This is a genomic window from Polyangium sp. y55x31, from assembly GCF_029946505.1.
GTDB lineage: Bacteria > Myxococcota_A > Polyangia > Polyangiales > Polyangiaceae > Polyangium.
The window spans coordinates 90,766-112,357 of record NZ_JARZHG010000026.1; the positions used below are offsets into that span (position 1 = coordinate 90,766).

The following is a 21,592-nucleotide window of genomic DNA, read 5'->3' on the forward strand; positions in this document are numbered from 1 at the left end:
GATGGCGCGGTAGCATGCTCGTGCAGCACGCACACCCGACTTCGTCCCCGCGACGCTCAGAGCAGGCAAATGTGGTCCGGCACGAAATCCTGGACGCCGAGGTGCACGATCGTCCCCTTGTCGCCCACGAGAAATCCATCCACGAGCTCGTAAGCGACGTCGTGGAAATCCACCTCGAAGGGCAATTTCACTTTTTCGAGATTGTGTCTATCGGAGAACAGGCCTCCCTGGAACCACACCGTGCTCCGACGCCCCACGGCCAGCATTTCGCTGATCCCGCCCCAGTGGTTGTGCTCCACGGCGCGAATCTCTTCCCCCGCGATGAAATCCTTCGCCACGGACCAGGGCGCGAACGAGGCCGGCGGTTCGGGCTCGCCCTTGTCCGTCGGCACGTACGAGAGCCAAACCCCGTCGCCCATGATCTGCGCCCCGTCCGCCACACGCAGCGCCGCCTGCGTCGGCGGGGGACGCGGGATACACACGAGCTCCCCCTCCCGGGATCTGCAATACACCATCGTCCCTGCCGCGCCGACGGCGCACAGATATCCTCCGCAGCCCCCGATGCCATACAGATCCGCCGTCGTCCGCGTCTTGACGGTCCGCCAGACCCCCTCGAGCGACCGCTGCACCATCACCCCGCCCGCGCCCACGGCCACGGTCGTTTTGCCGAGGTGGTCCAATGCGAAGAGATCCGCGGACGTCCCCGTCGATTCGACCCGCCAAACGCCGGAGAGGTCGCGGAAGACGGCCGTCCCGTTCGACCCCACCGCGAGGTAGGGGTGGTTTTTCCTCCGCTCTTCCGTGAGGGTCTCCCCCTCCTTGTAATGGATCACCGGGACCAGGGCGTGGAGGTTCTCCGTCGTCCCCGTGGTCTCGGGTTGCCAGCCCGTCTTCGGATCACGCAGGAGCGCCGTCCCGTGGTCGCCCACGACGAGGATCCGCCCGCCTCGGATCATGTGGATCGCGCGCAGCGACTCCGTCGTGCCGCTGTCCTCCCGCTCGAATCGATACAGGTAGCCGCCGGGTTTTCCCGGGAAGATCTTCTCCGGCGAGTGCCGCATCTCGAAGGGTTTCGGATCGTGGCCCATCGACACGAGCGGTTTTTCCATGGCGGGCGGCGGGCCGCACCGATCCATGCTCGCTCCGGCATGCGAGGCGCAGGCCGGGAGCCCGAGCAGGCTCGCCAGCACGATTGCGCGTTCCGCCTTCATTGTTTCACCTCCTCGGCGTCGATCACGTAGGCCCCGGCGAGCCGGGCCTCGTCGAGGTGGCTCCCATTCGTGTTCCGATCGCCGAGCTGCGTCGAATCCAGCACCACGAAATGGTCGCCCGCCGGCAGGTCGGCCGTGACCTCCACCTCGTATTGCCCCGCCTCCGCGGGGGTGCAGACGACCGGCTTTTCGTGGCAACCGCTCCGGATCTCCAGCGCGAGCTGAAAATGCGCCGCCGCGCGCAGGCGGATGCGCGTCGGCGCGGCCAGGGAGAGCCGGTGCACGGATCCTCCCCCGAGGAGGCCACACGAGGCGCGCGCGCCCCCTGATTTCGATTCGAACGCCCCGTACGTCCGTTCGCCTGGACGAAGGAGCGGCGCGCCGGCGCAGAGCGGCGCGACGAGCGCGGGCTCCTCGGGGCGGATCACCGCGGTCTCCGAGGTGTCGCGATCGACGCGCAACGTGTACGGCCCCGCCTCGTCCCAGAGGTTTCCGTCGACGATGACCCAGTAGAAATCGGGTTCGAGCGGGAGCGACAGCGTCGCCTTTTGGCCCGCATGCGCGCCCTTGCAGCCGATCCCGGTGCGACCCGGGCCCCCGAGCTTCTTCTGGATCTGGATCACACCCTCGAACGTCTCGGGGACGAATTCGAAGCGGTAGCTCGCCGTCTCGCGCACCTCGAAGCCGTAGAGGTGATCGAGGTCCTGACCCGTGCGTCCGCCGTTTTTGCAGTACGAGCCGCCGCTATGGTCCGGCGAGCGCGTGTCCCCGCGCGAAACCTTGCCGAGCTCGAGGATCCTCTTCGGTTCGGTGAGGACCGGCGTATTCGGCGTCGTGTTGATCCGCGGGACCTTCGCGCACGCCGAGAGCACGAGCATCAGTGCGGTGAGCAGAGGGGCAGGGGAGAGCCTCATGACGGCCGCGCCATCTTGCCCAGGACGACAGGGCGCGTCCACGAGGAAGGTGAGGTCGGACGCACGCGAGGGCGTGGGCTGCTACATCGCCCGATCCCATTCAGGCGTCCGCGAGGCTTTGCGCGTCGAAGACGACACGGGCTGGACGGCAATGTCAGGGCGTTCCGGTCGCTTCCGGTGCCGGCGGCGTCTGCTCGATCTCCCCCGTCTCCGGGTTCACGTCCTCGATCGGCTTCCGATCCCGGAGGTAACGGCGGATCGCTTCGTTTTGCACGAGGATCGGCGAAAGGAGCGCTCCGCGCGTTGCCAGGTCGGCCTCGTTGTCCGAGGGGTATTTCCCGAGGATCATCGCCACGACCTGAAGCAGGAGCGACTGTCCCTTGGCACGCGCGTCCTTGACCTGGGCATACGTCAAGGTCCCGCCCGTCCCCTCGATGGCGGCGCGGTATTGCCCTTCGAGGCCCGCGAGCCGCGCCACCTGCCGCGTGAGACCGAGCTCCGTCACGAGAGCCTTGTAATCGGGCTCGTTCACCCGCTCCAGAATGCGGTTCACCTCGGCCAGCTCGTCCACGAAGCCGAGCGTCGTGATGGCGCCGACGCCCTTCGGGAACAGGACGTCGAGCATCTTGAGCGCCGCGTCTGCGATCGGATCGCCCGGCGCGCAGGCGCGGATCTGCGCGTCCGCGCCGTCGCGGAAGGCGCCGAGGGCGGCGTCGACGTAGATGTCGAGCTGCCTGGCTTCGGGCGAAAACGTCGATTGCTTTCGCCCGGCCCATCGCGCCTCCAGCGCGCGCGTGTCCGTGTCATAGGCGATCGCGTTGCCCGTGTGCCCCACGAGGTCGATGAGTTCAGAAGCCTGGGCGAGCTTTCGCACCTGGTGCAGGGCGAAGAGCCGCCGACCGGTCGAAAACGTGTACAGGCGAATCAGAGAGTCGAGAGAAGGTCCCATGCAGGCTGTCCTCGGGTACGTCGGCCCTCCGGTAGGGTGGGCGTGATGCGGACGACACGTTGGATCGACGTCGACCCGGAAGGCAAGGGAGATCCGTGGCCCCGACACCATCCCGGGCGCGGGCTGGCTGGGAGCCCGAAGCGTGGAGGTCGCACCAGGGTCGTGGTGGGTGGAGGTCTCGCCTCGTGGGGCTTGGACGCGGGTCGAAACGGGCTACACCCTCTTCCTTCGCGACACGAACCCAGCGCGAGCCGGGCGCCGCCCGCCCATGTTCGTCGGTGACCTCGGTCCGAGGGGGCTGCTCCCCGTTGCAAGTGGCGTCCGATGCTCGAACGAAGAGGGCCACGTCCGACCCGAGCGAGGTTCGTGTCGCGTCGTTCGAGGGCGGAGGTCTGCTCTCGTCGGGTTCGAGGCGGCGATTCGTCGGGGGTGAGCCGCCTTTTGCCGGGTGCGTGTCGGAGCTTGGACGGGGCAGCTCCACGTGGGTCCGTGATGGAGAAGGAAACCGGGTGGGCGCGAGCCAGGTGGAGCGAGGCTCGGGTAGGGCGCGATGAGGGGCGCGGGCGCCTCGGCTGGGGGTCGAACGGGTGCAGGCGGCAGGCGAATTCGTGCTCACATTTGACACAGCATCCAGCTGTACGTCGTATGGACAGCAACATGTCGATGCGCAAGATTCGATACGGTCTGACCAGGGGGGTGTGGTTGCTGGTCGCTCTCTCCGCCGCGCTGAACATCTCCTGCGGGAACTCCAACCCCGAGGTCGTGCGGGACACGACAGGCGCGACGTTTTCGTGGACGTGCGCTGAAGACGGCTCTTACAACGAGGGCTGCGCGATAAAGCCCCTCGATGCGCCGCCGCCGGCGCAGTGCGACAGCAGCAGCGGCGAGAGCGGCAAGGTTTTTTATTCGTATGCCTGGGGTAGGTTCATCGAGATCTGCTCGGTCGTCGGGTTGGACAGCGGCGCGTGGTTCACTGATGCGTCGATGTGCAGGTTCGTCGCGTGCGACGCGGACGACGAGTGCCCGCAATTTCCGAACGCCGAGTACGCGTGCTCCGCCGGCCTGTGCCAGAACGTCGAGCTGAAGGGAGAGATCCGCGAGAAAGGGGACGTGGTCACGCTCTGCATGGCCGACGAGCCGCGCCCCTCGGATTGCCGAGCGCAGCTCGAGGACCCCGAGGTAGCGGCGCAGTTCCAGCTCGCGCACGCGAGCTGCGATAGCGCGACCGGCGTCTGCAAGGTCCCTGCGGATTGCCTGCAGCCCTGAGGGCCCGGGTCGACCAGAGGACCCGACGCATCGACCGGTTTCGCAGCCCGCGGAGCATCCCTCTCGCAACAAACGCAAGATTCAGGGGTACCCAAATGCCTGCAGTATGCGACTTCATCGGTTCACGGGGCCCCCGTTCCGCACGGGTGGGGCCGGCCCGGCTTCTTCTCCGTGCAGCCCTCCTGTCCCTTGCAGCGTGCGGCGGTGAGGAACCCGTCTTCACGAAGCTCTTTACGAGCGAGCACTTCGAGTACTACGTGCAAGAGGGAGGCACACCGCCGTGCGACGGCACCGCCCAGTGGCTCGAGCGCTACTACAGCGCGAACGCCAAGTTCCTGGGCGCAACCCTCCCACCTGGCGAGAGAATCCAATATTACTATGCTCGAAGCAAAGAAGGGCTTTCTAGATGCGGTACTGTCGGCGCGGCTGGCTGTGCGGATGGTACGACGATTTACTCCTTTAATCCGGTGCATCCTCACGAGATTGTGCATGCCAATGCCTCTCTCATGGGACAGGCGCCGGCCCTTTTTATGGAGGGGCTCGCCGATGTCCTCGGCTGCCTCAACACGCTCGACAGCCAAGGACCCCTCGATACGTCCGATCCTATCGAGACGCTGGTGGAAACAGAAGCTTTTTATGGCTGGGTCGCGGCGAACGGCTTCGGGGTGTACAACGCGAGCGCGAGCTTCGTGCGATTTCTCATCGACAAGTTCGGCTCGTCGCGCTTCTTGTCGTTCTATGCGCGTGCGCCGCAACATGGGTCTCGTCAGGAGATCGATGCCGTGTTTCAGGCTGAATTCGGGGTTCGCCTCGATGAGGCGTTCTCAGGTTGGCGGACGGAACCACCTCAATACTTAGGTGACCTGTGTCTCAGGCTCATGGATTGCGATCCGAGCATGCCGTCGCTGACCGACACCGACGCAACGTTGGGCTGTGGACCTTGGGGCGGCGGCTTTATACAGGAGGCGCTCCTTCGGTTCGAGGTCCCGAACGATCGCATCCTCCATGTCACGATGGATCCTGTCCCGACGGATCCGTACTTCTCGTCGAGCGTCGGCTTCTATCGATGTGCCGGCGGCGATGCCGTCGGCACGTTCGGCAGAGCCACCGGGGCTCGTTTGGGCGCAGACCGCAACTTCTACATCGATCCTGCGCAGCCGGGGAGCGCCTTTGCGCTGGACGTGCCGCCGGGCGAATACGTGGCATGGTTCCAGGGACCTGGAGAAACTCGGATTCATCCCGAGGTCGAGGAGCGGCTGAGCCCGATGAGAAATACCTCCTGCCAGCCGGCGGAGGAGCCGCTCGCTCTGGACGACAAGCATCCGACGACGCTGACGACGCGATGGATCGAACGGCCTTGCCAGGGGCCGTGGTGCCCGGGACAAAGCTGGGACGTGTCGATCGGGACGACGGGAGGAGCGCTGGAGGCACAAGTTGTCGCCTTCGGCGTTGAGCCGAATTTCTCCCCAGGCGAGCTCTACATCTGCTCGGAGCCGTGCCCGGAGGACACGAGCCATTGCGAGCTGCTCGCATTGGACACCGTGCACAACCGTCCCGTCCGATCGAAACAGACCTTCGAACCCGGCACCGTATTGCACCTGGGCGCACCGGCGGCGCCGTTCGCAGATCGCTTTGCCGTGCGGCTGCGCGTCGCTCCAGAATGAAGCCATCCGAGGGGTAGGTCTGGCCCGAGTCCGGTGTCGTCTCCGCCGTGCGCGCGACGCCTCGTTTCGTGTACCATCACCTCCGCGACGGGAAGGAGCTCAGGATGACCGCCGACGAAAAGCTCACTCTATTACGCGCAATTTTCAAGGAGTTCGCGGCCACGGGTGACCCCCGGATTCTGCTGGCGAACCTCACCGACGATGTCGTCTACAAGGTCTCGATCGGGCCAGGGACGCCTCTCAGTGGCGAGTTCCGGGGCAGGGATGGGGTCGCGGAGTATTTTCGTGTGATGCCCTCCGCGGTCGAGCACGTAGGATTCAATTATTATGACTTCCTTGCAAACGACGAGAAGGCCGTGGTGACCGGCGACGAAACGCTGCGCGTGATGAAGAATGGTGCCGTCTTCTTCACGGAGTGGGTGGTCGTGTGCACGTTCCGCGAAGACAAGATATGCCACATCCTGGTGGTCGAGAATCTCGGCGCGCTGAGCCAGGCATACGACGCGCCGCACGCCGGTCCACCCGCGGCGGCGTCGTGAAAAAACACCAACGGATCGTTCGCTGCTTCCGCTCCGCATGCGCGCGGAATCGCTGGTGGAATCAAGGTCGTACGCCCTGATGTGGAGCGCGGGTTGTGGTAGAATCGAGCGATCGATGAGCGGCCGGAAGATCGTCCTCGACAGCACAGGTCTCGGGCCAAGCCCACATGCGGCATGTCCCCGGTGCGGCGCGGCTCTGTCTTCCGTGAACCGCGCGACGCTGCGGCCAATCGCGCACAATCTCTTTCGGTGCGCTCCGGGCCAGCATCCTCGTATATTCGAGGTTCGCTGCGGGGGGTGTCATCGCATCCTCATTGTACAGAGGAGCGATGGCAGCCTCGTGCTGGTTCCCGGGGACCAAGACGGACTCTTGCGTCAGATCCGTGAACTCGATCGCGAAGACGTTCCAGTCGGCGGTCGTGGCAGTCACGACGACTGACTGCTTCGACCGCGCTGGGGATCAACAGACGTACGTGATCCAACCCGAAGCGGAGGCGGAGGCCGTAGACGGCCTCCACCTTGATCCCGAGCGTCGCCCGCTCCCGCTCCCGCCCGGACGTCGCCGAGCACGCCGCAATCATGAGCGGGAAAAACCGGTGCATTCTCGCCTCAAGGAGGCGTGATGATCTGCGACTCGTCCTCGTTCCCGCCCACGGCGGCCCGCTTCCCGAGCCGCTCCTCGTACCAGCGACGCGCCACTTTCCCGGCCACGTCACGACTGCCGAGCCCGAAGGCCAGCGCTGCGGCGAGCGCGATCGCGCCGAGCGTCAACGAGAACGCGAGCGTCACGATCTCCTCGGCGATCTGCAGCTCGCGCAGTGCCATGAATGCGCCGAGCGCCAGGATGCCGGCCCGGACCGCCCCCGCTACGAGCGGTCGTTGTGAATTCGTCGTCGACGACTCGCCCGGCACGATGGGCCCGCTCGTCTCCAGCATCCGCGCGCGCACCCAGTTCCCGAACAGCAGCGCCGCGCCGAAGATCACCGCCGCCGCCAGCACGTGCGGCAAATACGCGATGATCGCCGCGATCCCCGCCGCCACCGCGCCGAGCCGCCATGCGTCGGCTGCGTACATCACTACGATGAGCATCGTCACCCAGAAGACGATCGACGCGCCCCAGCGTGATCCCTGCTCCGTTCGGTCCGCTCGCACCGCGATGCCGAGCCTATCGACCAGCCGGTCGAAGCCCACCCGGTGCAGGATCGGCCTCGCGATCGAGGCGAGCAGCCTCGCGATGAAATAGCCGACCACCAGGATGGCGAGACCCCACAGGAGATCCGGCAGAAACGCGAGGAAATCGTTCCACGCAGCCCTGAGCCAATACGTGCTCCGATCCATGTTCGGTCCTCCGACCCGGACACGAATGCAATGCGCGGACCGCCTCGACGGTGCGTGTTTTTCCGTCCGACCGACGAAATTCGCCGGCAACGTCCGTTTTTCCGCCTGATTCCAAGCGAGCGCGGAAAACCCGAAATCGAGCCGACCTCAGGAGTGCGGCACGGCGGGCGCGGGCGCGGGCGGAGGTGGCTGTTGCGCAGCCATGTTGCGGCGAATGTAGAGCGCCGCGCCGGCGCCGACGAGCGCTGCCAGCACCACCGCGAGCACCCAGATGGCCGTCGCCGGGCTGCTCGCGGGCTCGGGCCGCGAGGACACCTTCGCCGATGCAGGAGCGCTATGCGGCCCCGAATGCGGCCCCGAATGCGGCACGACGAACGCGGGCGGCGGGGCCGGGCGCGGGCTCACCGGGCCGAAGGGGGAAACCATCGGCTCGGGCGGCGCGGGGCGCTCGCCGGGCGCGAGCGGCGGACGCCCGCGGCCCGGAGAGATGCGCACGGTGGGCATACGCCGCGGATCGACGCTGCTCGCGATCGCGACCTTTCCTGTATCCGCGGACTTCGGCGCCTGGACCGTGGGCAGCGCCGTCGGGCCCACGTAGGCGCGCGCCTCGCGCTCGCCGCCGCCGACGAGGACATTGCTCTGGTTCGGAGGGGCCGAGGGCCTGAGGACGGGGGGCGGCTCCGGCGACCCCCCAGCGCCGAACGAGGGATCGACGAGATCGCCGTCGTGCTCCGAATCCGAGGGTCTTCTCGCGCTCATGCGTCTCTTCACGCACCCCCTCGTCGCCGCGCTCCGCGGCGGCGCCGTCTCGACGGAAGGACGGGGGCACTTTTTGCGTATCCCAGGCCCGCGAGGCCGCCAAGGGGGTATCGCGCGCCTCCGCCACTTTCCTGCCGCCCTCGGGCGCGGCGGGACGACAGCCAACGCCTGCGGGATCGCGTTCGCCCTTCCGTCAAGCTTCCGTTGATTTTTGCTCGCTTCCCCTGCACTCTGCCATCTGGCGTCGCGCTCCCTCTACGACCACATCGGGCAACTTTGCACGGTGCGTCGTGGGGGGCCGCCGGGGCGCCGCGGCGGGGGAGCCCGCCGCTTTCGGAGCGCCGGAATCCACGGACATGAACCCGCTCGTCCCCGACTTCATCCTGTACCAGGACACGAGGGGGAGGACCGATGGCAACTTCGCGGCGGCGGCGCTCTTCATCGACATCCCGGGCTTCACGAACCTGACGGAGAAGCTCTTCCCGCACGGTCGTGAGGGCGCCGAGATCCTCGCGGGCACGCTGCGTTTCTACTTCGACCCGCTCATCGGCGCGGTGCACGAGCTCGGCGGGATCATCGTCGGCTTCGCAGGCGACGCGTTCACGGCCGTCTTCCCGCACTCGACGGGGCGCAACGTCGCCGAGCACGCGCTCGCCGCGGCGCTCAAGATGCGCCAGTTCTTCCTGAACCGCGCCGTCCGCGCCACGCGCTTCGGCACGTTCCCCTTCTCGTACAAGGTCGGCCTCTCGTGGGGCGCCCTCGAGTGGGGCATCGTCCGCACCTCGCCCGAGCGCGCGTACTGCTACTTCCGCGGCCCCGCGATCGACAAGTGCGCCTCGATCGAGCACCACGCCGAGAAGGGCGACATCCTCATGGATCTCGCCTTCCAGCAGCGCATCCCGGGCCGCGCCGTCACGCCCGTCGCCGAGGGCGTCCTCAAGCTCGCCGACGTCTCCGACATGCCGCTCCCGCCCGTGCCGCGCGTCCGCCCGCAGGGCGACGGCGCGCACTTCGTCCCGCCGGGCATCCGCGACATGCCGCCGCAGGGCGAGTTCCGCCACGTCACGAGCGTCTTCCTCTCGTTCGATCAGATCCCGAGCTTCGAGGAGCTCATCAAGCTCGTCGACGTCGAGGCGAGCCGCTACGGCGGCACGTTCACGGGCGTCGACTCGGGCGACAAGGGCATCAACTGCCTCATCCACTTCGGCGCGCCGATCACGCACGAGAACGACACCGAACGCGCGCTCGACTTCGCGCTCGGCATTCGCAAGAACGCGCCGAAGGGGATGCAGATCCGCGCGGGCATCACGCACGGCCTCAGGTATGCCGGCTTCAACGGCGGCACCGAACGACAGGAGTTCGCTTGCCTCGGCCCCGCGACGAACCTCGCGGCGCGCCTCATGATGAAGGCGCCGTGGAAGGAGCTCTGGTGCGACGGCGAGGTCTCCGTCCGCGCCCAGGGCACGCACCACTTCAAGCCCGCGGGGGATCATCTCTTCAAGGGCTTCGAGCAGCCGATCAGCGTCTACACCCTCGATCGCAAGCGTGTCGCCGTGCAGCGCGAGTTCCTCGCCCGCGGCCTCGTGGGGCGCGAGGAGGAGCTAAAGGCGCTCACCACGCACCTCGGCCCGATCTTCGAAGGCAGGAACGCGGGCATCGTCTACGTCGACGGCGAGCCCGGCCTCGGCAAGAGCTTCCTCGTCGACACGTACCGCCGCAGGCTCGAGGACAACAAGAAAGATCGCCCGATCCTCTGGATCGACGCGCGCTGCGATCAGACGCTCCGATCGAGCTTGAACCCCTTCGAGTACGCGCTGAAGGAGTATTTCGCGCAGTCGTCGGCGACGGGCCGCGAGGAGAAACACGTCAACTTCGACGACGCCCTCGATCACCTGATCGATCGCCTCCCGGACAGCGAGGCCGCGCTCAAGCGCGAGCTCGAAAAGGCGCGCAGCGTCTTCGCCGCGATGATCGGCATCCGCTGGGACGGCTCGGTCTACGAGCGCATGGATCCGAAGCTCCGCTTCGCCGGCACGCTCTCCGCGCTCTCGCTCTGGCTCCGCGCCGAGAGCCTCCTCCAGCCCGTGATCTTCCACCTCGAAGACGCGCACTGGGCCGACGGCGACTCGCTCGAAGCGATCAGCCACGTCGCGCAGGCCGTGAAGGATTGCCCCGTCGCGGTCCTCTGCACCTGCCGCCACAACGACGACGGCACGCCGTTCCGCATCGAGCTCGAAGGCAACGTCCCGCAGCACGCCGTCCCGCTCGGCCCGCTCTCGCGCGAGAAGCTGCGCGAGCTCGCCGAGGGCCTCATGGGCGGCCCCGTCTCCGAGGTCCTCGCCATGTTCCTGAGCGAAAACGCGAACGGCAATCCGTTCTTCGCGCAGGAGATCATGACGTACTGGCTCGAAGCGAATCAGCTCGCGGGCAAGAAGAAGGAGAAGGAAGACACGGGCGTCTCGACGCCGAGCATTTTCCTCCTCCCGAACGACGTGAACAGCCTGCTCATCGCGCGGCTCGATCGCCTGGAGCCCAAGGTCAAGCGCGTCGTCCAGGCCGCCGCCACGCTCGGCCGCGAGTTCGACCTGCGCATCCTCTCGCGCATGATGGACGACGACCCGCTCCTGCCCGAGCTCGTCCGTGTCGGCGAGGAGCAGTGCATCTGGTCGCCGATTCTCGCGCATGGAGGCTACGCGCAGGCGAGCGGTGCTACGCCCCCCAACCCCCAGAGCAAAGGCCGCTACCGCTTCAGCAACGTGCTCCTGCGGAACGCGGCCTACGAGATGCAGTCCCGCGCGCGCTTGCAGGAGCTGCACCGCCGCGCGGCCGAGGCCATCGAGATCGTCCACGAGGACGACCTCACGGGGCAGCTCACCGCGCTCGGGCGCCACTGGCAACGCGCCGGACAACCCAAGCGCGCCCGCTGGTACTTCCTCGCCGGCGCGCGCAAGGCCGCGGAGCGTTACGCCCACGGCGAGGCCAAGCGCCTCTACCGCGCCTACTTCAAGCTCACGACCGAGCCCACGCTGGAGAGCGTCGTCGTGCGGTACGAGTTCGGCCGCGACGTCCTCGAGCTCCAGGGCCGGCACGAGGAGGCCATGCAGGAGCACGTGCGCGTGCTCGACGAGGCGCAAAAACTCGGCGATCGCGCCTCCGAAGCGCTCGGCCTCCTCGGCCTCGGCCGCGTCAACTGGGCGACGGGCCGCATCGAGAGCGCGCGCGCCTTCTACGAGCAGGCCCTCACGACGGCGCGCGAGGCGCAGAGCTTGTGGAACGAGGGCCTCGCGCTGAAGAGCCTCGCGGTCTTGCACAAGGAGCAAGGCCGCTTCGAGCTCGCGCGCACCTTCTTCGAGCAGGCCCTCGACATCGCGCGCAAGGTCGGAAATCGCCGCGACGAGGGCAAGATCCTGGGAGACCTCGCCAGCCTGCATCACCAGCAGGGCCACGTGAACGAGGCCGTCGCCCTCCAGGAGCAGGCCCAGGCCATCGCCCGCGAGCTCGGCTGAGCTCAAACGACCCCTCTCCGCGGGCGGCGACTGTGCGCTCGGGGGCGACGATGTGCGCCGCGCTTGCCAGGCGAGCCCCTGTTCGCGGAAGATGACGGCCCCCCGAGCTTCTGCCGACGACGACGATGGAAGGGCAGCAGAGTCCGCCGATGCCTTCGACGCCCGCGCCCTCCATCGGGCGTGGGCTCCGTGGATCGCGCCTCCTTTCGGGCCTCTTCGCGGGCGCCATGTCGGGCACCCTCGTCGCCACGTTCAGCATCACGCTCGCGGCGCTCATTTTCTCCGGCAACCTGACGAAATACCTGCCGGCGGGCATCGGCATGGCCCTCGCGGGATCGGCCATCATCGGCGCGATCGTCGCCCTCGGCAGCTCCTTCCGCCCCGTCATCGCCGCGCCGCAGGAGAACACGGCCGTCGTCCTCGCCCTCGTCGCTTCGGCGATCGGCAGTCACATCACGGCCAAGGGCGGCGACCCGTTTCCCACGATCGTCGCGGTCTGCTCCCTCTCCGCGCTCGTCACGGGTGGCCTCTTCCTCGTCCTCGGCGGCCTTCGACTCGGCACCCTCGTCCGCTTCATCCCGTATCCCGTCGTCGGCGGCTTCCTCGCGGGCACGGGTTGGCTCCTCTTCACGGGATCCATCTCCGTCATGGCGGGGACCGAGTTCTCGCTCGCGTCCTTGCCGCTGCTCCTCCGCGCGGAGGCGATCGTCAACTGGGTCCCGGGCCTCACGCTCGGGATCTTCTTGACGATCCTGCTCCGGCGCTACCACCACTTCCTGCTCTTGCCGGGCCTGCTCGTCTTCGCCGTCGGCATGTTCTACGGCGTCCTCTACGCGGCGGGCGGCACCGTCTCCGAGGCGCTCGATCGTGGCATGCTCCTCGGCCCCTTCCCGAGCGGCGCTCTCTGGCCGCCGATGACGCCTTCGGACGCGCTCCGCATCGACTGGGCCGAGATCGGCGCGAATTCGGGCAACCTCCTCGCGATCACCATGCTCGCGACGATCTCGATCCTCCTCAACGCCTCGGGCCTGGAGATCGCGACCGAGCGCGAGATCGACCTCGATCGGGAGCTCCGCGCGACGGGCATCGCGAACCTCGCGGCGGGCCTCGGCTTCGGCATGGTCGGGTATCTCTCGCTCAGCGAGTCGACCTTGAACCACAAGGCCGGCGCCGAGAGCCGCGTCGCGGGCATCCTCTCCGCGTGCATCTGCGCCGCGGCCCTCTTCTTCGGCGCCTCGGTCTTCTCGTACTTCCCGAAGCCCGTCCTCGGTGGCCTGCTCGTCTTCCTCGGCGCGGGTTTCCTCCTCGAAACCCTCTACGACTCCTGGTTCCGCCTCCCGCGCGTCGAGTACGGCCTCGTCGTCATCATCCTCGTCGTCATCGCGTGGATCGGCTTCCTCCCGGGCATCGGCGTCGGCATCGTCGTCTCGTCCGTCCTCTTCGCGGTCAACTACAGCCGCATCGATGTCATCAAGCGCGCGGCCGTCGGCTCCGATGTCCGCAGCAACGTCGAGCGCAGCGCTGGGGACGAGCTCACGCTCGAAGAGCGCGGCAAGGAGCTCTACATCCTCCAGCTCCAGGGCTACATCTTCTTCGGCACGTCCTACTCCCTGCTCAAGCGCGTGCACCACCGCATGCTCAGCGACGATCCCGCCCCCACGCGGTACGTCCTGCTCGACTTCCGCCACGTCGACGGCATCGACTCCTCGGCGGTCCTCTCCTTCGTCCGCATGCGCAAGCTCGCCGAGTCGAACGGCGTCACGGTCGTCCTCACCGACCTTCCGAGCGCCGTCAAGAAGCAGCTCGAACGGGGCGGGTTTGCCGACGGATCGAAACGCGTCCGCTTCTTCCCCGACCTCGATCACGGCCTCGAATGGGTCGAGAACCAGGTCTTGCGCGCCGCGCCGCCGAGCATGCTCCCGCCGACGAAGCTCGTCGACGAACTGGAGAACGTCTTCCGCACCCGCGAGTTCGTCTCTGGCTTCCTCCAGTACCTCGAGCGCGTCGAGGCGCCTGCGGGCTACCAGATCTACCGCCAGGGCGAGGTCTCCAAGGACCTCTACCTCATCGAGTCCGGCGAGCTCACGGCCTGGCTCGAGCTCGACGGTGGCAAGACCAAGCGCCTGCGCACGATGGGCCCGGGCACCGTCGTCGGCGAGTCGGGCCTCTACCTCGGCGCGCGCCGCTCGGCCACGGTCGTCACGCTTTGCCCCACGGTCCTCTATCGCCTCTCGCTCGACTCCCTCGAGCGCATGACGCGCGAAGCGCCGCACCTCGCGGCGTCCTTCCATCAGTTCGTCGTTTGCCTGCTGGCCGAGCGGATGGTCCTCGCGACGGGCGCCTCGAAGACGCTCTTCAACTGAAGCGACAGGCGCCATGAAGACCTTCCCGAGGCTCCTCTGCTCCGCGCTGATCACCGGGGCGATGCTCGCGCCGCGCCTCGCTTCGGCCGACGGCGCGCTCCGCACGGTCCTCGTCATCGACGCCTCCTCGTCGATGCGCGGCACCGACCCCAAGGAGCTCCGCAAGGTCGCGGCCGAGCTCTTCGTCGACCTCACGCGCAGCGGCGACGAGCTCGCCGTCGTCGGCTTCGACGGCGCCGCGCGTGACGCCATGCCCACCCTCGTCGTCGTGCGGACGCCCGACGATCGCGCTCGGATCAAGCAGGCCATCCGCGCCGTCGGCAACGATGGAAACTGGACCGATTTCACCGCCGGCCTCGAAGGCGCGCACCGCTTGCTCGCGGGCAAACCTCGCGCCCCCGGCGACCAGGACCTCATCGTCTTCCTCACGGACGGCCGCTGCGATCCGGACCCGCATGGCCCGCTCGCGGACGCCGCGCGCGCGAGCGGCGGCAAGACCAGGGTCGAACAGGTTTGTCAGGCCAAGGTCCTGGACGACCTCGTCCCTTCCTTCGGCAAAACCCGCATCTACGCCGTTGGTTTGTCGAAGAGCGCCCCGCGTGCCTTCCTCGAAGACCTCGGCCGCCGCACGGGCGGCATCGGTGTCGCCACCGATCGCCCCGACGAGCTCCCGCGCCTCTTCGCCGACATCTATGCCCGCCTCTTCGGCGGCCGCCTCACCGAGGGCGCGTCTGCGCCTTCGATTTCCGTTCCCGTCGACGAAGGCGCGGCCTCGCTCGACGTCGTCCTCGTCGGCCCCCCGAAGCTCGGCATGCGCCTCTTCGATCCGAAGGGGGCGGAGGTCTCCACCACGGGCGATCGTCCCGGCGTGTATTTCTCGGACAACCCTGCGTACCGCCTCCTGCGCCTCGACGCCCCCGAGCCTGGCGCGTATCGCCTCGACGTCTCCGGCGGCGGCACGGGAGGCCGGTATGCGATCCTGCAAAACCTCGATTTGCACCTCTCATTCCCGGGTTTGCCCGAGGTCCTCGAAACCGGCAAAAGCGCCACCGTAAAACTTCGCCTCGCGACCCCGGGCGGAAAAGCCCCGTCGAAGACCTTCCTCGACCGCCACGCATTCTCCCTCGCAGCCGTGGAAGGCGTGAACGCATGCGACGACGTGGCCCTCGCCGCGGCCGCTCCCGTGCCCCTCCGCGCGCTCGCGGACGGCTCGTTCGAGGCCACGATCACGCCCTCGAAAAAGGGTGCTTTGTGCCTCCTCGGCCGCATGAGCCCGGGCGAGTCGGGCGTCCTCACGCGCGAGACCCGGGGCGCCCCGGTCCGCGTCATTCCGCCGATTCACCTGAAAGCCGCCGTCACCCAGCCGTTTGGCCCGGTCAAACAGGACGGCCGCGCCGCCGCCATCATCTCCCTCGAAGGCAGCGACGTCGGCGAGCTCATCTTCGCCGACCTCGAGCACGAGCACCTCGAGAACGAGGGCAACCGCGAGGGCATGTCGCTCTCGCATCGCGACGTCGAGATTGGGCCTGCCACGAAGAAACAATTCGACGTCACCCTCATCGTCGGCCGCGACGCGCCGCCCGGCCCCCGCGAGATCACGCTCCGCATCGTCCCCAAAAAGCCGCAGGGCTTCGAGGATCGCGCGGTCACCGTCCGCGTCCCCGTCACGATCGTCCCGCTCACGTTCTGGGAGCGTTACGGCCGTAACATCCAGCTCTTCCTCGCGGCCTTCACCGCCTTCTTCCTCATCATCGGCCTCATGCTCCCGGCGCGCTTCCGGCGCACGGCGATCCTCCATTACGAAGATCGCCGCGACCCCGATCTCCCGCGCCAGGCCAAATTCCCGCTCGGGACGAAGGCGCGCGCGGGCCTTTATCGATCGGCGCGCATCACCATCGGCCCGATGGGCCCCATGCCGCGCGGCGGCGTCGTCGAGCTCCGCGCGGGCCCCGGCGGCGCCGTCCTCGCCCGCCCCGTCGGGGGCAAACGCGCGACGGAGCTCCCGCGCGAGGACGATTTCAGCGGGGGCGAGCCCCGCGAGCCGAGGCTCGTGAATGGCTGGTTCCGCGTCTCACCGGGCGTGAAATACGCGATCGAGGGGACCGGGCTCGTCTTCTGGTGGAGCCCGCGGTGAGGTCCTCAGCCTGGGATGTACCCCCGGCCCGCCCGTGCGGCATCACTGCCTGAGGTTCATCACCGCTTCCATCACGCGGTTGAGATTGAAGGTGCCTGGCTTCTGGCGCGGCGGGAATTCGCGGAAGCTCTCGAGCCACTGCCCCACGTAGGCCACCGCGGGCAGGACCACGAACATGTGCTCCATGTACCAGCGCCCGTAACCGATGGCCTCGTACTCGGCACGCTCGAACGGGTCCATGCGCAGATTCGTCATCAGCGGCGCGCGCAGCTCCGTGAATGGCTCGATCCAGACACGCAGCCCGTGGGCGTCTTGCCGCAGGAAGGTGACCTTCCAATCGTCATAACGCAGCGCCGCGATGCTGCCGTCGTCGGTCCAGTACAGGAACTCCCGTCGCGGCCATGGCCCCTGACCCTGGAGCGCGGGCAGGAGGTTGTAGCCGTCGAGGTGGACCTTGTAGTTCCTGTCGCCGACTTTCTTGCCTTTCAACAATTGTTCCTTGATGCCGGGATCTCCCGCCGCTGCCAGCAGCGTCGGCAGCATGTCTTCATGCGCGGCGGTGTCGTTGATGACCGTGCCGGGCTCGACGACGCCGGGCCATCGGATCAGGCAGGGCACGCGGTAGCTACCTTCCCAGTTCGTATTTTTCTCGCCGCGGAACATCGTCGTGCCGCCGTCGGGCCAGGTGAAGGTTTCCGCGCCATTGTCGGTGGAATACATCACGATCGTGTCTTCCGCGAGGCCTAGCTCCTCGAGCTTGTCCAGCAATTGGCCGACCTGGCCGTCATGCTCGACGAGTCCATCGGCGTAAATGCCATAACCAGTCTTGCCCTGCGCCGACTTCTTCAGGTGCGTGAAGACGTGCATGCGCGTGGAGTTCCACCAGAGGAAGAAGGGCTTCTTTGCCTTCTTGGCGCGCGCCATGAAGTCGAGCGCCCTTTTGGTGATCTCCTCGTCGATCGTCTCCATGCGTTTTTTCGTCAGCGGGCCGGTGTCCTCGATGCGGCCATTGGCGAAGCTGTGAATGACGCCGCGCGGGCCGAACCTCTTCTTGAACTGCGGATCCTTCGGATAGTCGGGGTGCTCCGGCTCCTCCTCCGCGTTCAGGTGGTAGAGGTTGCCGAAGAACTCGTCGAATCCGTGGTTCGTCGGCAGCATTTCATCGCGATCACCGAGATGGTTCTTCCCGAACTGGCCGGTCATGTAGCCGCGCGCCTTGAGCAAGACGGCGATCGTCGGATCTTCCACCTTCAATCCCTCGGGCCCGCCCGGCATTCCGATCTTGGTGAGGCCCGTGCGGATGGGCGACTGACCGGTGATGAACGCCGCGCGGCCGGCGGTGCAGCTCTGCTGGCCATACCAGTCCGTGAACAGCGCGCCTTCCTTGGCGAGTCGGTCGATATTGGGCGTCCTGTAGCCCATCAAGCCCCTGTTGTAGGCGCTGAGATTGAACTGACCGATGTCATCGCCCCAGATGATGAGGATGTTGGGCTTCTTGCCCTGCGCGGTTTTCTTGTGCTTCCGCATGGATGGTCCCCCCTTTGGTGGTGTGCGCGGAACCTAGTGCGGGGTGGCCGGCGAGGTCAGCAGGCGCCCCCCCGCCCTCGCGAGGGCCGCTCCCGTGGATCGTCGTGGAAGTACAGGGAGTTGTTCTGGAACATCGATCTTTCCACGGCCCTCCCGACTCTGGTACGCTCCGCAGCCCCCGCTCTCGGGGAGGGGAAACGCATGCCGCTCAGCGAAAAGAAGATCGCCCCCGCATTTTTCATTGGCCTCGGGGGCGCGGGAGGCGCCATCGTCGACGAGCTCGCCCGCAAGGTGAAGCAGGAAGACTCGTTCGAGCGATACAAGGACCTCGTACACTTCTTCGCGTTCGACACCGACGCCGACGACCTCGCGCGGCTCGTCTGGATCGACGCGGCCCACAAGTTCGTCCTCTCGGACTTCGACAAGCCCGAGTACGTCGAGCTCAAGCGCGGAAAGCTCCACGCCAAGGCCGATCCTCTCTTCGAGCAGTGGTGGCCCGCGTGGTACCAGCCCCGCGCGCACCGCGGCAAGGGCGCCGGCCAGATCCGCATCGAGAGCCGCCTCTCGCTCTACCACCACCTCGAAAACGATCGCGCCAAGATCCTCGAGACCTTGGAGAAGGCGATCCGCCGCGCCTACGACGTCCACAACCCCTTCCGCGCCAACAAGGCCGCCAAGATCCACGTCTATGCCTCCCTCGCCGGCGGCACCGGCTCCGGCGGCTTCGCCACGATGGCGCTCACGGTCCGGCGCCTCCTCGGCGGCCAGCGTGGACATCGCATCATCGGCACGTTCGTCCTGCCGAACGTTTTTCGCGGCAAGGGCCTGCCGCCGAACCAGTTCGACAAGATCATGTCGAACGGCTACGCGGCCCTCCAGGAGCTCGAGCTCCTCCAGAGCGCCGGCCCCGCCGCGCCCGTCGAGTTCCACTACGACCCGGACAACCCCGAGCGCGTGCTGGTCGACCGGCCTCCCTTCGATCAGATCTATCTCGTCGAGGAGAAGACCGAGAGCGGCGTCGTCCTCGCCGACTCGCAGGAGGTCTACCCCGCGATCGCCGACGCGGCGCACGCGCAGATCTTCACCTCCATCCTCGATCGCGAGGGCTCGACGCTCGACAACGACACGCGCGAGCTGATGCAGCTCGACGAGCAGGGTTTTACCAAGTCGTTCGGCTCCTTCGGCATCGGCGCGCTCGTCCTGCCCGTCGAGGACGTCCTCGAACACGCGGCCTTGAAGCTCGGCGCGGAGCTCTTGCTCGCGGCCGTGCCCGGCGGCAGCGCGGCGCTCGGCGACGGCGCCGACCTCGACGCGGCCGATCAGGCCTTCGTCCGTGGCCTCGAAAGCAAGGCCGAAGGCAAGGGCGAGGATGCAGAGCCGTATCGCCGCGCCGTCGAGTGGGCGCGCGGCGGCGGCAGCGGCGGCGAGGGCACGATCGGCGCGTTCCTCCGCCGCACGCGTGAGGACGTCGCCAAGCGCATCGACGAGGCCATCAAGCTGCGCGGCTGGGACGAGGCCGAGCTTTCGACGTTCGAGCGCGACCCCGAGCGCGTCCGCTCCGAGACCGCGCAGGCCTTCGCCGCGCTCAAGGTCCAGGTCGGCAAGAGCGAGGACGCCGCGCGTGAGCGGGCGCGCGAGGCGGCATTGCGTGTCGCGGCCGAATCCGGCGAGCTTTCGCTCACCGAGCTCGCGAAGGACAAGGGCCCGACCGAGGCGCGTTATTTCCACGCCTTGCTGAGGCAGGCCGTCGCGGCCGAGCAGGAGACTGCGCGCAAGGCCTACGAACGAGGCCTCGTCCTCTCGGACGGCCGCCTCGGCGAGGACTTCAAGCGCCGCGTCGACGAGCTCGCCGCGGCCGCGCCGGAGACGCTCCTCGAAAAACTCCCGGGCCGGGAAAACGATTACTTCGAGGTCGCGGCCTCCTTCGCCGGCTGGTATCGCGACGTGCTCGACGGCCTCCGCGCGCGCATCCGCGCGAACGCCTTGATCGAGTACTTCGCGGCAGTCCTGCGCGAGCTCGATCGCCGCCGCCTGTCGAGCTTCCACTTCTTCGCGCGGGTCGATCGCATTCAGCGCCGCCTCGAAGAGCGCGCCGCGCGTATCGTCTCCGCGGGCGGCCGGCGGCACGAGGGCGGCGACGCGAATCGCTATGTGCTCGACGTCGAGGTCCTCCAGGACCACCGCACCGGCCATCGGCTCTGGGATCACCTTTATGCGCGCCTCGTGCGCCCGAGTGATCTCCAGCTCTCCGGCGCGCTCTCGCGCCTCGCGGCGGTCGCGAGCCAGGGCGGCGCCGAGCAGGACATCGAGCGCCGCATCATCGACGACCTCGTCCAGCTCGCCTCCGCCGCGCTTCGAGGCCGCATCGCGGGCGGCCTCGAAGAGCGTGGCCTCCGCATCGACGAAGAGCTTCGTTTCGAGGCTCAGCTCGTCTCGGCCTCGCGCAGGCTCGAACGCCGCGGCGGCCCGCTCCCGCCCGCGTCCGATCCGCAATGGATCGAAGAGGCGCGCCGCACGCCCGAGGACGAGATCCAGAAGTACATCAAGGACAAGCTCGAATTCGCGGCCGCGAAATGTGCGCCCTTCGTGACGCTCGGCGCGGGCGCGCCGCTCCTTCCGGACAAGGCGTACGTCGTCATGCACGGCGATTACGAGCGCACGCTCGGGCCCGTGCTCGCGCACCTCGCCACGCACCGCGTCGATCGTGGCCAGATCGTCGCCTCGGAGCACCCGTACGAGATCATCTTCTACCTCGCGCGGCTCGGCTGCCCGCTGCACGCGGTGAAGAGTTTGTCCGATTACGAGCGCCGTTATCGCGCGGTGAAGGACAAGGAGCTCGCCGAGGGCGCGAAGGTCCCGGGTTTGCCCAAGGGCGTCCCGCAGATCCCGCTGCACATCGACCGGAACTGGGAGGGCGCGCCGGAGCCGGATACGCGCCTCTTCCGCATCTCGATCGACGGCGTGCGCGAGAACGACTCCAAGCTCGCCTGGATGGAGCGGGTCTCGCTCGTCCGCAAGAAGGCCGGCGAGGAGCAGGTCCGCACGGACGACATGCGTGATTTCACGCTCGCGGTTTGCTTCGGTGTCATCCGCCGCGTGGACGGGGTCTACTTCATCGAGGATCCGGATCTACCGGAGGATCGCCGCAAGCTCGGCAAGTTCCGCGATCAGGCATTTTCGAGTTACCGCGGCCGCATCGACGCGCAAAAAACCTGGGTGCGTCGCGCGTGTGCAGCGCTTCTTCTCCGGATCGAGGAGGACCGCAACCTCTCCGAGCTCGCCTCGCGCCTCGAAGCGCACATCGCCGACATCGAGCGTCTGGTCAAACTCGCCGACGGCGCGGGCGGCAAACCCGAGCTCGAGCACCTCGCTCGCGAGCTCGAATGCGTCGCGGTGTTCCGCCGGGAAAAAGGGCTCTGAGG

The 21,592-nt window shown here is 67.6% G+C and carries 13 protein-coding genes; 7 read left to right on the forward strand and 6 right to left on the reverse strand.

Annotated features, from left to right (window positions below; translation table 11 throughout):
* Window positions 1-56: 56 nt before the first annotated feature.
* The 3 genes from QHF84_RS34040 to QHF84_RS34050 form a co-directional block, all read right to left on the reverse strand.
* A complete protein-coding gene (locus QHF84_RS34040) occupies window positions 57-1,211 on the reverse strand; it encodes a hypothetical protein (RefSeq protein WP_281317677.1) in 1,155 nt (384 codons plus the stop codon).
* Window positions 1,208-2,125 carry a hypothetical protein gene (locus tag QHF84_RS34045; RefSeq protein WP_281317678.1) on the reverse strand — a complete coding sequence of 306 codons (918 nt, stop codon included), beginning with the start codon at window positions 2,123-2,125 and terminating at the stop codon, window positions 1,208-1,210. The genes QHF84_RS34040 and QHF84_RS34045 overlap by 4 nt, the downstream gene beginning before the upstream one ends.
* 154 nt (window positions 2,126-2,279) lie before the next feature.
* Window positions 2,280-3,074 carry a hypothetical protein gene (locus QHF84_RS34050; protein ID WP_281317679.1) on the reverse strand — a complete coding sequence of 265 codons (795 nt, stop codon included), beginning with the start codon at window positions 3,072-3,074 and terminating at the stop codon, window positions 2,280-2,282.
* Between the two features lie 657 nt (window positions 3,075-3,731).
* On the opposite strand from QHF84_RS34050, the gene QHF84_RS34055 reads away from it, so the two are divergent.
* The 3 genes from QHF84_RS34055 (at window position 3,732) to QHF84_RS34065 (ending at window position 6,543) form a co-directional block, all read left to right on the forward strand.
* Entirely contained in the window at window positions 3,732-4,340 is a 609-nt protein-coding gene (locus QHF84_RS34055; RefSeq protein ID WP_281317680.1) for a hypothetical protein, read from the forward strand.
* A gap of 257 nt (window positions 4,341-4,597) precedes the next feature.
* Window positions 4,598-6,004 (forward strand): hypothetical protein, encoded by a 1,407-nt coding sequence (locus tag QHF84_RS34060; protein ID WP_281317681.1) that lies wholly within the window; start codon window positions 4,598-4,600, stop codon window positions 6,002-6,004.
* Between the two features lie 68 nt (window positions 6,005-6,072).
* Window positions 6,073-6,543: a nuclear transport factor 2 family protein gene (locus tag QHF84_RS34065; RefSeq protein ID WP_281317682.1), complete on the forward strand. Its 471-nt coding sequence runs from the start codon at window positions 6,073-6,075 to the stop codon at window positions 6,541-6,543.
* 609 nt (window positions 6,544-7,152) lie between these two features.
* On the opposite strand, the gene QHF84_RS34070 is transcribed toward QHF84_RS34065, so the two are convergent.
* Both QHF84_RS34070 and QHF84_RS34075 read right to left on the reverse strand, forming a co-directional pair.
* A complete protein-coding gene (locus QHF84_RS34070; RefSeq protein WP_281317683.1) occupies window positions 7,153-7,881 on the reverse strand; it encodes a hypothetical protein in 729 nt (242 codons plus the stop codon).
* 147 nt (window positions 7,882-8,028) lie between these two features.
* The gene (locus QHF84_RS34075; RefSeq protein WP_281317684.1) at window positions 8,029-8,640 is read right to left on the reverse strand and encodes a hypothetical protein; all 612 of its coding nucleotides are present in this window, start codon (window positions 8,638-8,640) and stop codon (window positions 8,029-8,031) included.
* A 356-nt stretch (window positions 8,641-8,996) separates the two neighbouring features.
* On the opposite strand from QHF84_RS34075, the gene QHF84_RS34080 reads away from it, so the two are divergent.
* The 3 genes from QHF84_RS34080 (at window position 8,997) to QHF84_RS34090 (ending at window position 16,643) form a co-directional block, all read left to right on the forward strand.
* Entirely contained in the window at window positions 8,997-12,146 is a 3,150-nt protein-coding gene (locus QHF84_RS34080) for a tetratricopeptide repeat protein (RefSeq protein WP_281317685.1), read from the forward strand.
* A 149-nt stretch (window positions 12,147-12,295) separates the two neighbouring features.
* Window positions 12,296-14,509 (forward strand): SulP family inorganic anion transporter, encoded by a 2,214-nt coding sequence (locus QHF84_RS34085; protein ID WP_281317686.1) that lies wholly within the window; start codon window positions 12,296-12,298, stop codon window positions 14,507-14,509.
* A gap of 13 nt (window positions 14,510-14,522) precedes the next feature.
* Window positions 14,523-16,643 carry a vWA domain-containing protein gene (locus QHF84_RS34090; protein WP_281317687.1) on the forward strand — a complete coding sequence of 707 codons (2,121 nt, stop codon included), beginning with the start codon at window positions 14,523-14,525 and terminating at the stop codon, window positions 16,641-16,643.
* A 42-nt stretch (window positions 16,644-16,685) separates the two neighbouring features.
* Here the strand turns inward: QHF84_RS34090 and QHF84_RS34095 are convergent, their stop codons facing one another.
* The gene (locus tag QHF84_RS34095) at window positions 16,686-18,170 is read right to left on the reverse strand and encodes an arylsulfatase (RefSeq protein WP_281317688.1); all 1,485 of its coding nucleotides are present in this window, start codon (window positions 18,168-18,170) and stop codon (window positions 16,686-16,688) included.
* Between the two features lie 201 nt (window positions 18,171-18,371).
* On the opposite strand from QHF84_RS34095, the gene QHF84_RS34100 reads away from it, so the two are divergent.
* Window positions 18,372-21,590, forward strand: coding sequence for a tubulin-like doman-containing protein (locus QHF84_RS34100; RefSeq protein WP_281317689.1), 3,219 nt, complete (start codon window positions 18,372-18,374; stop codon window positions 21,588-21,590).
* Window positions 21,591-21,592 lie beyond the last annotated feature (2 nt).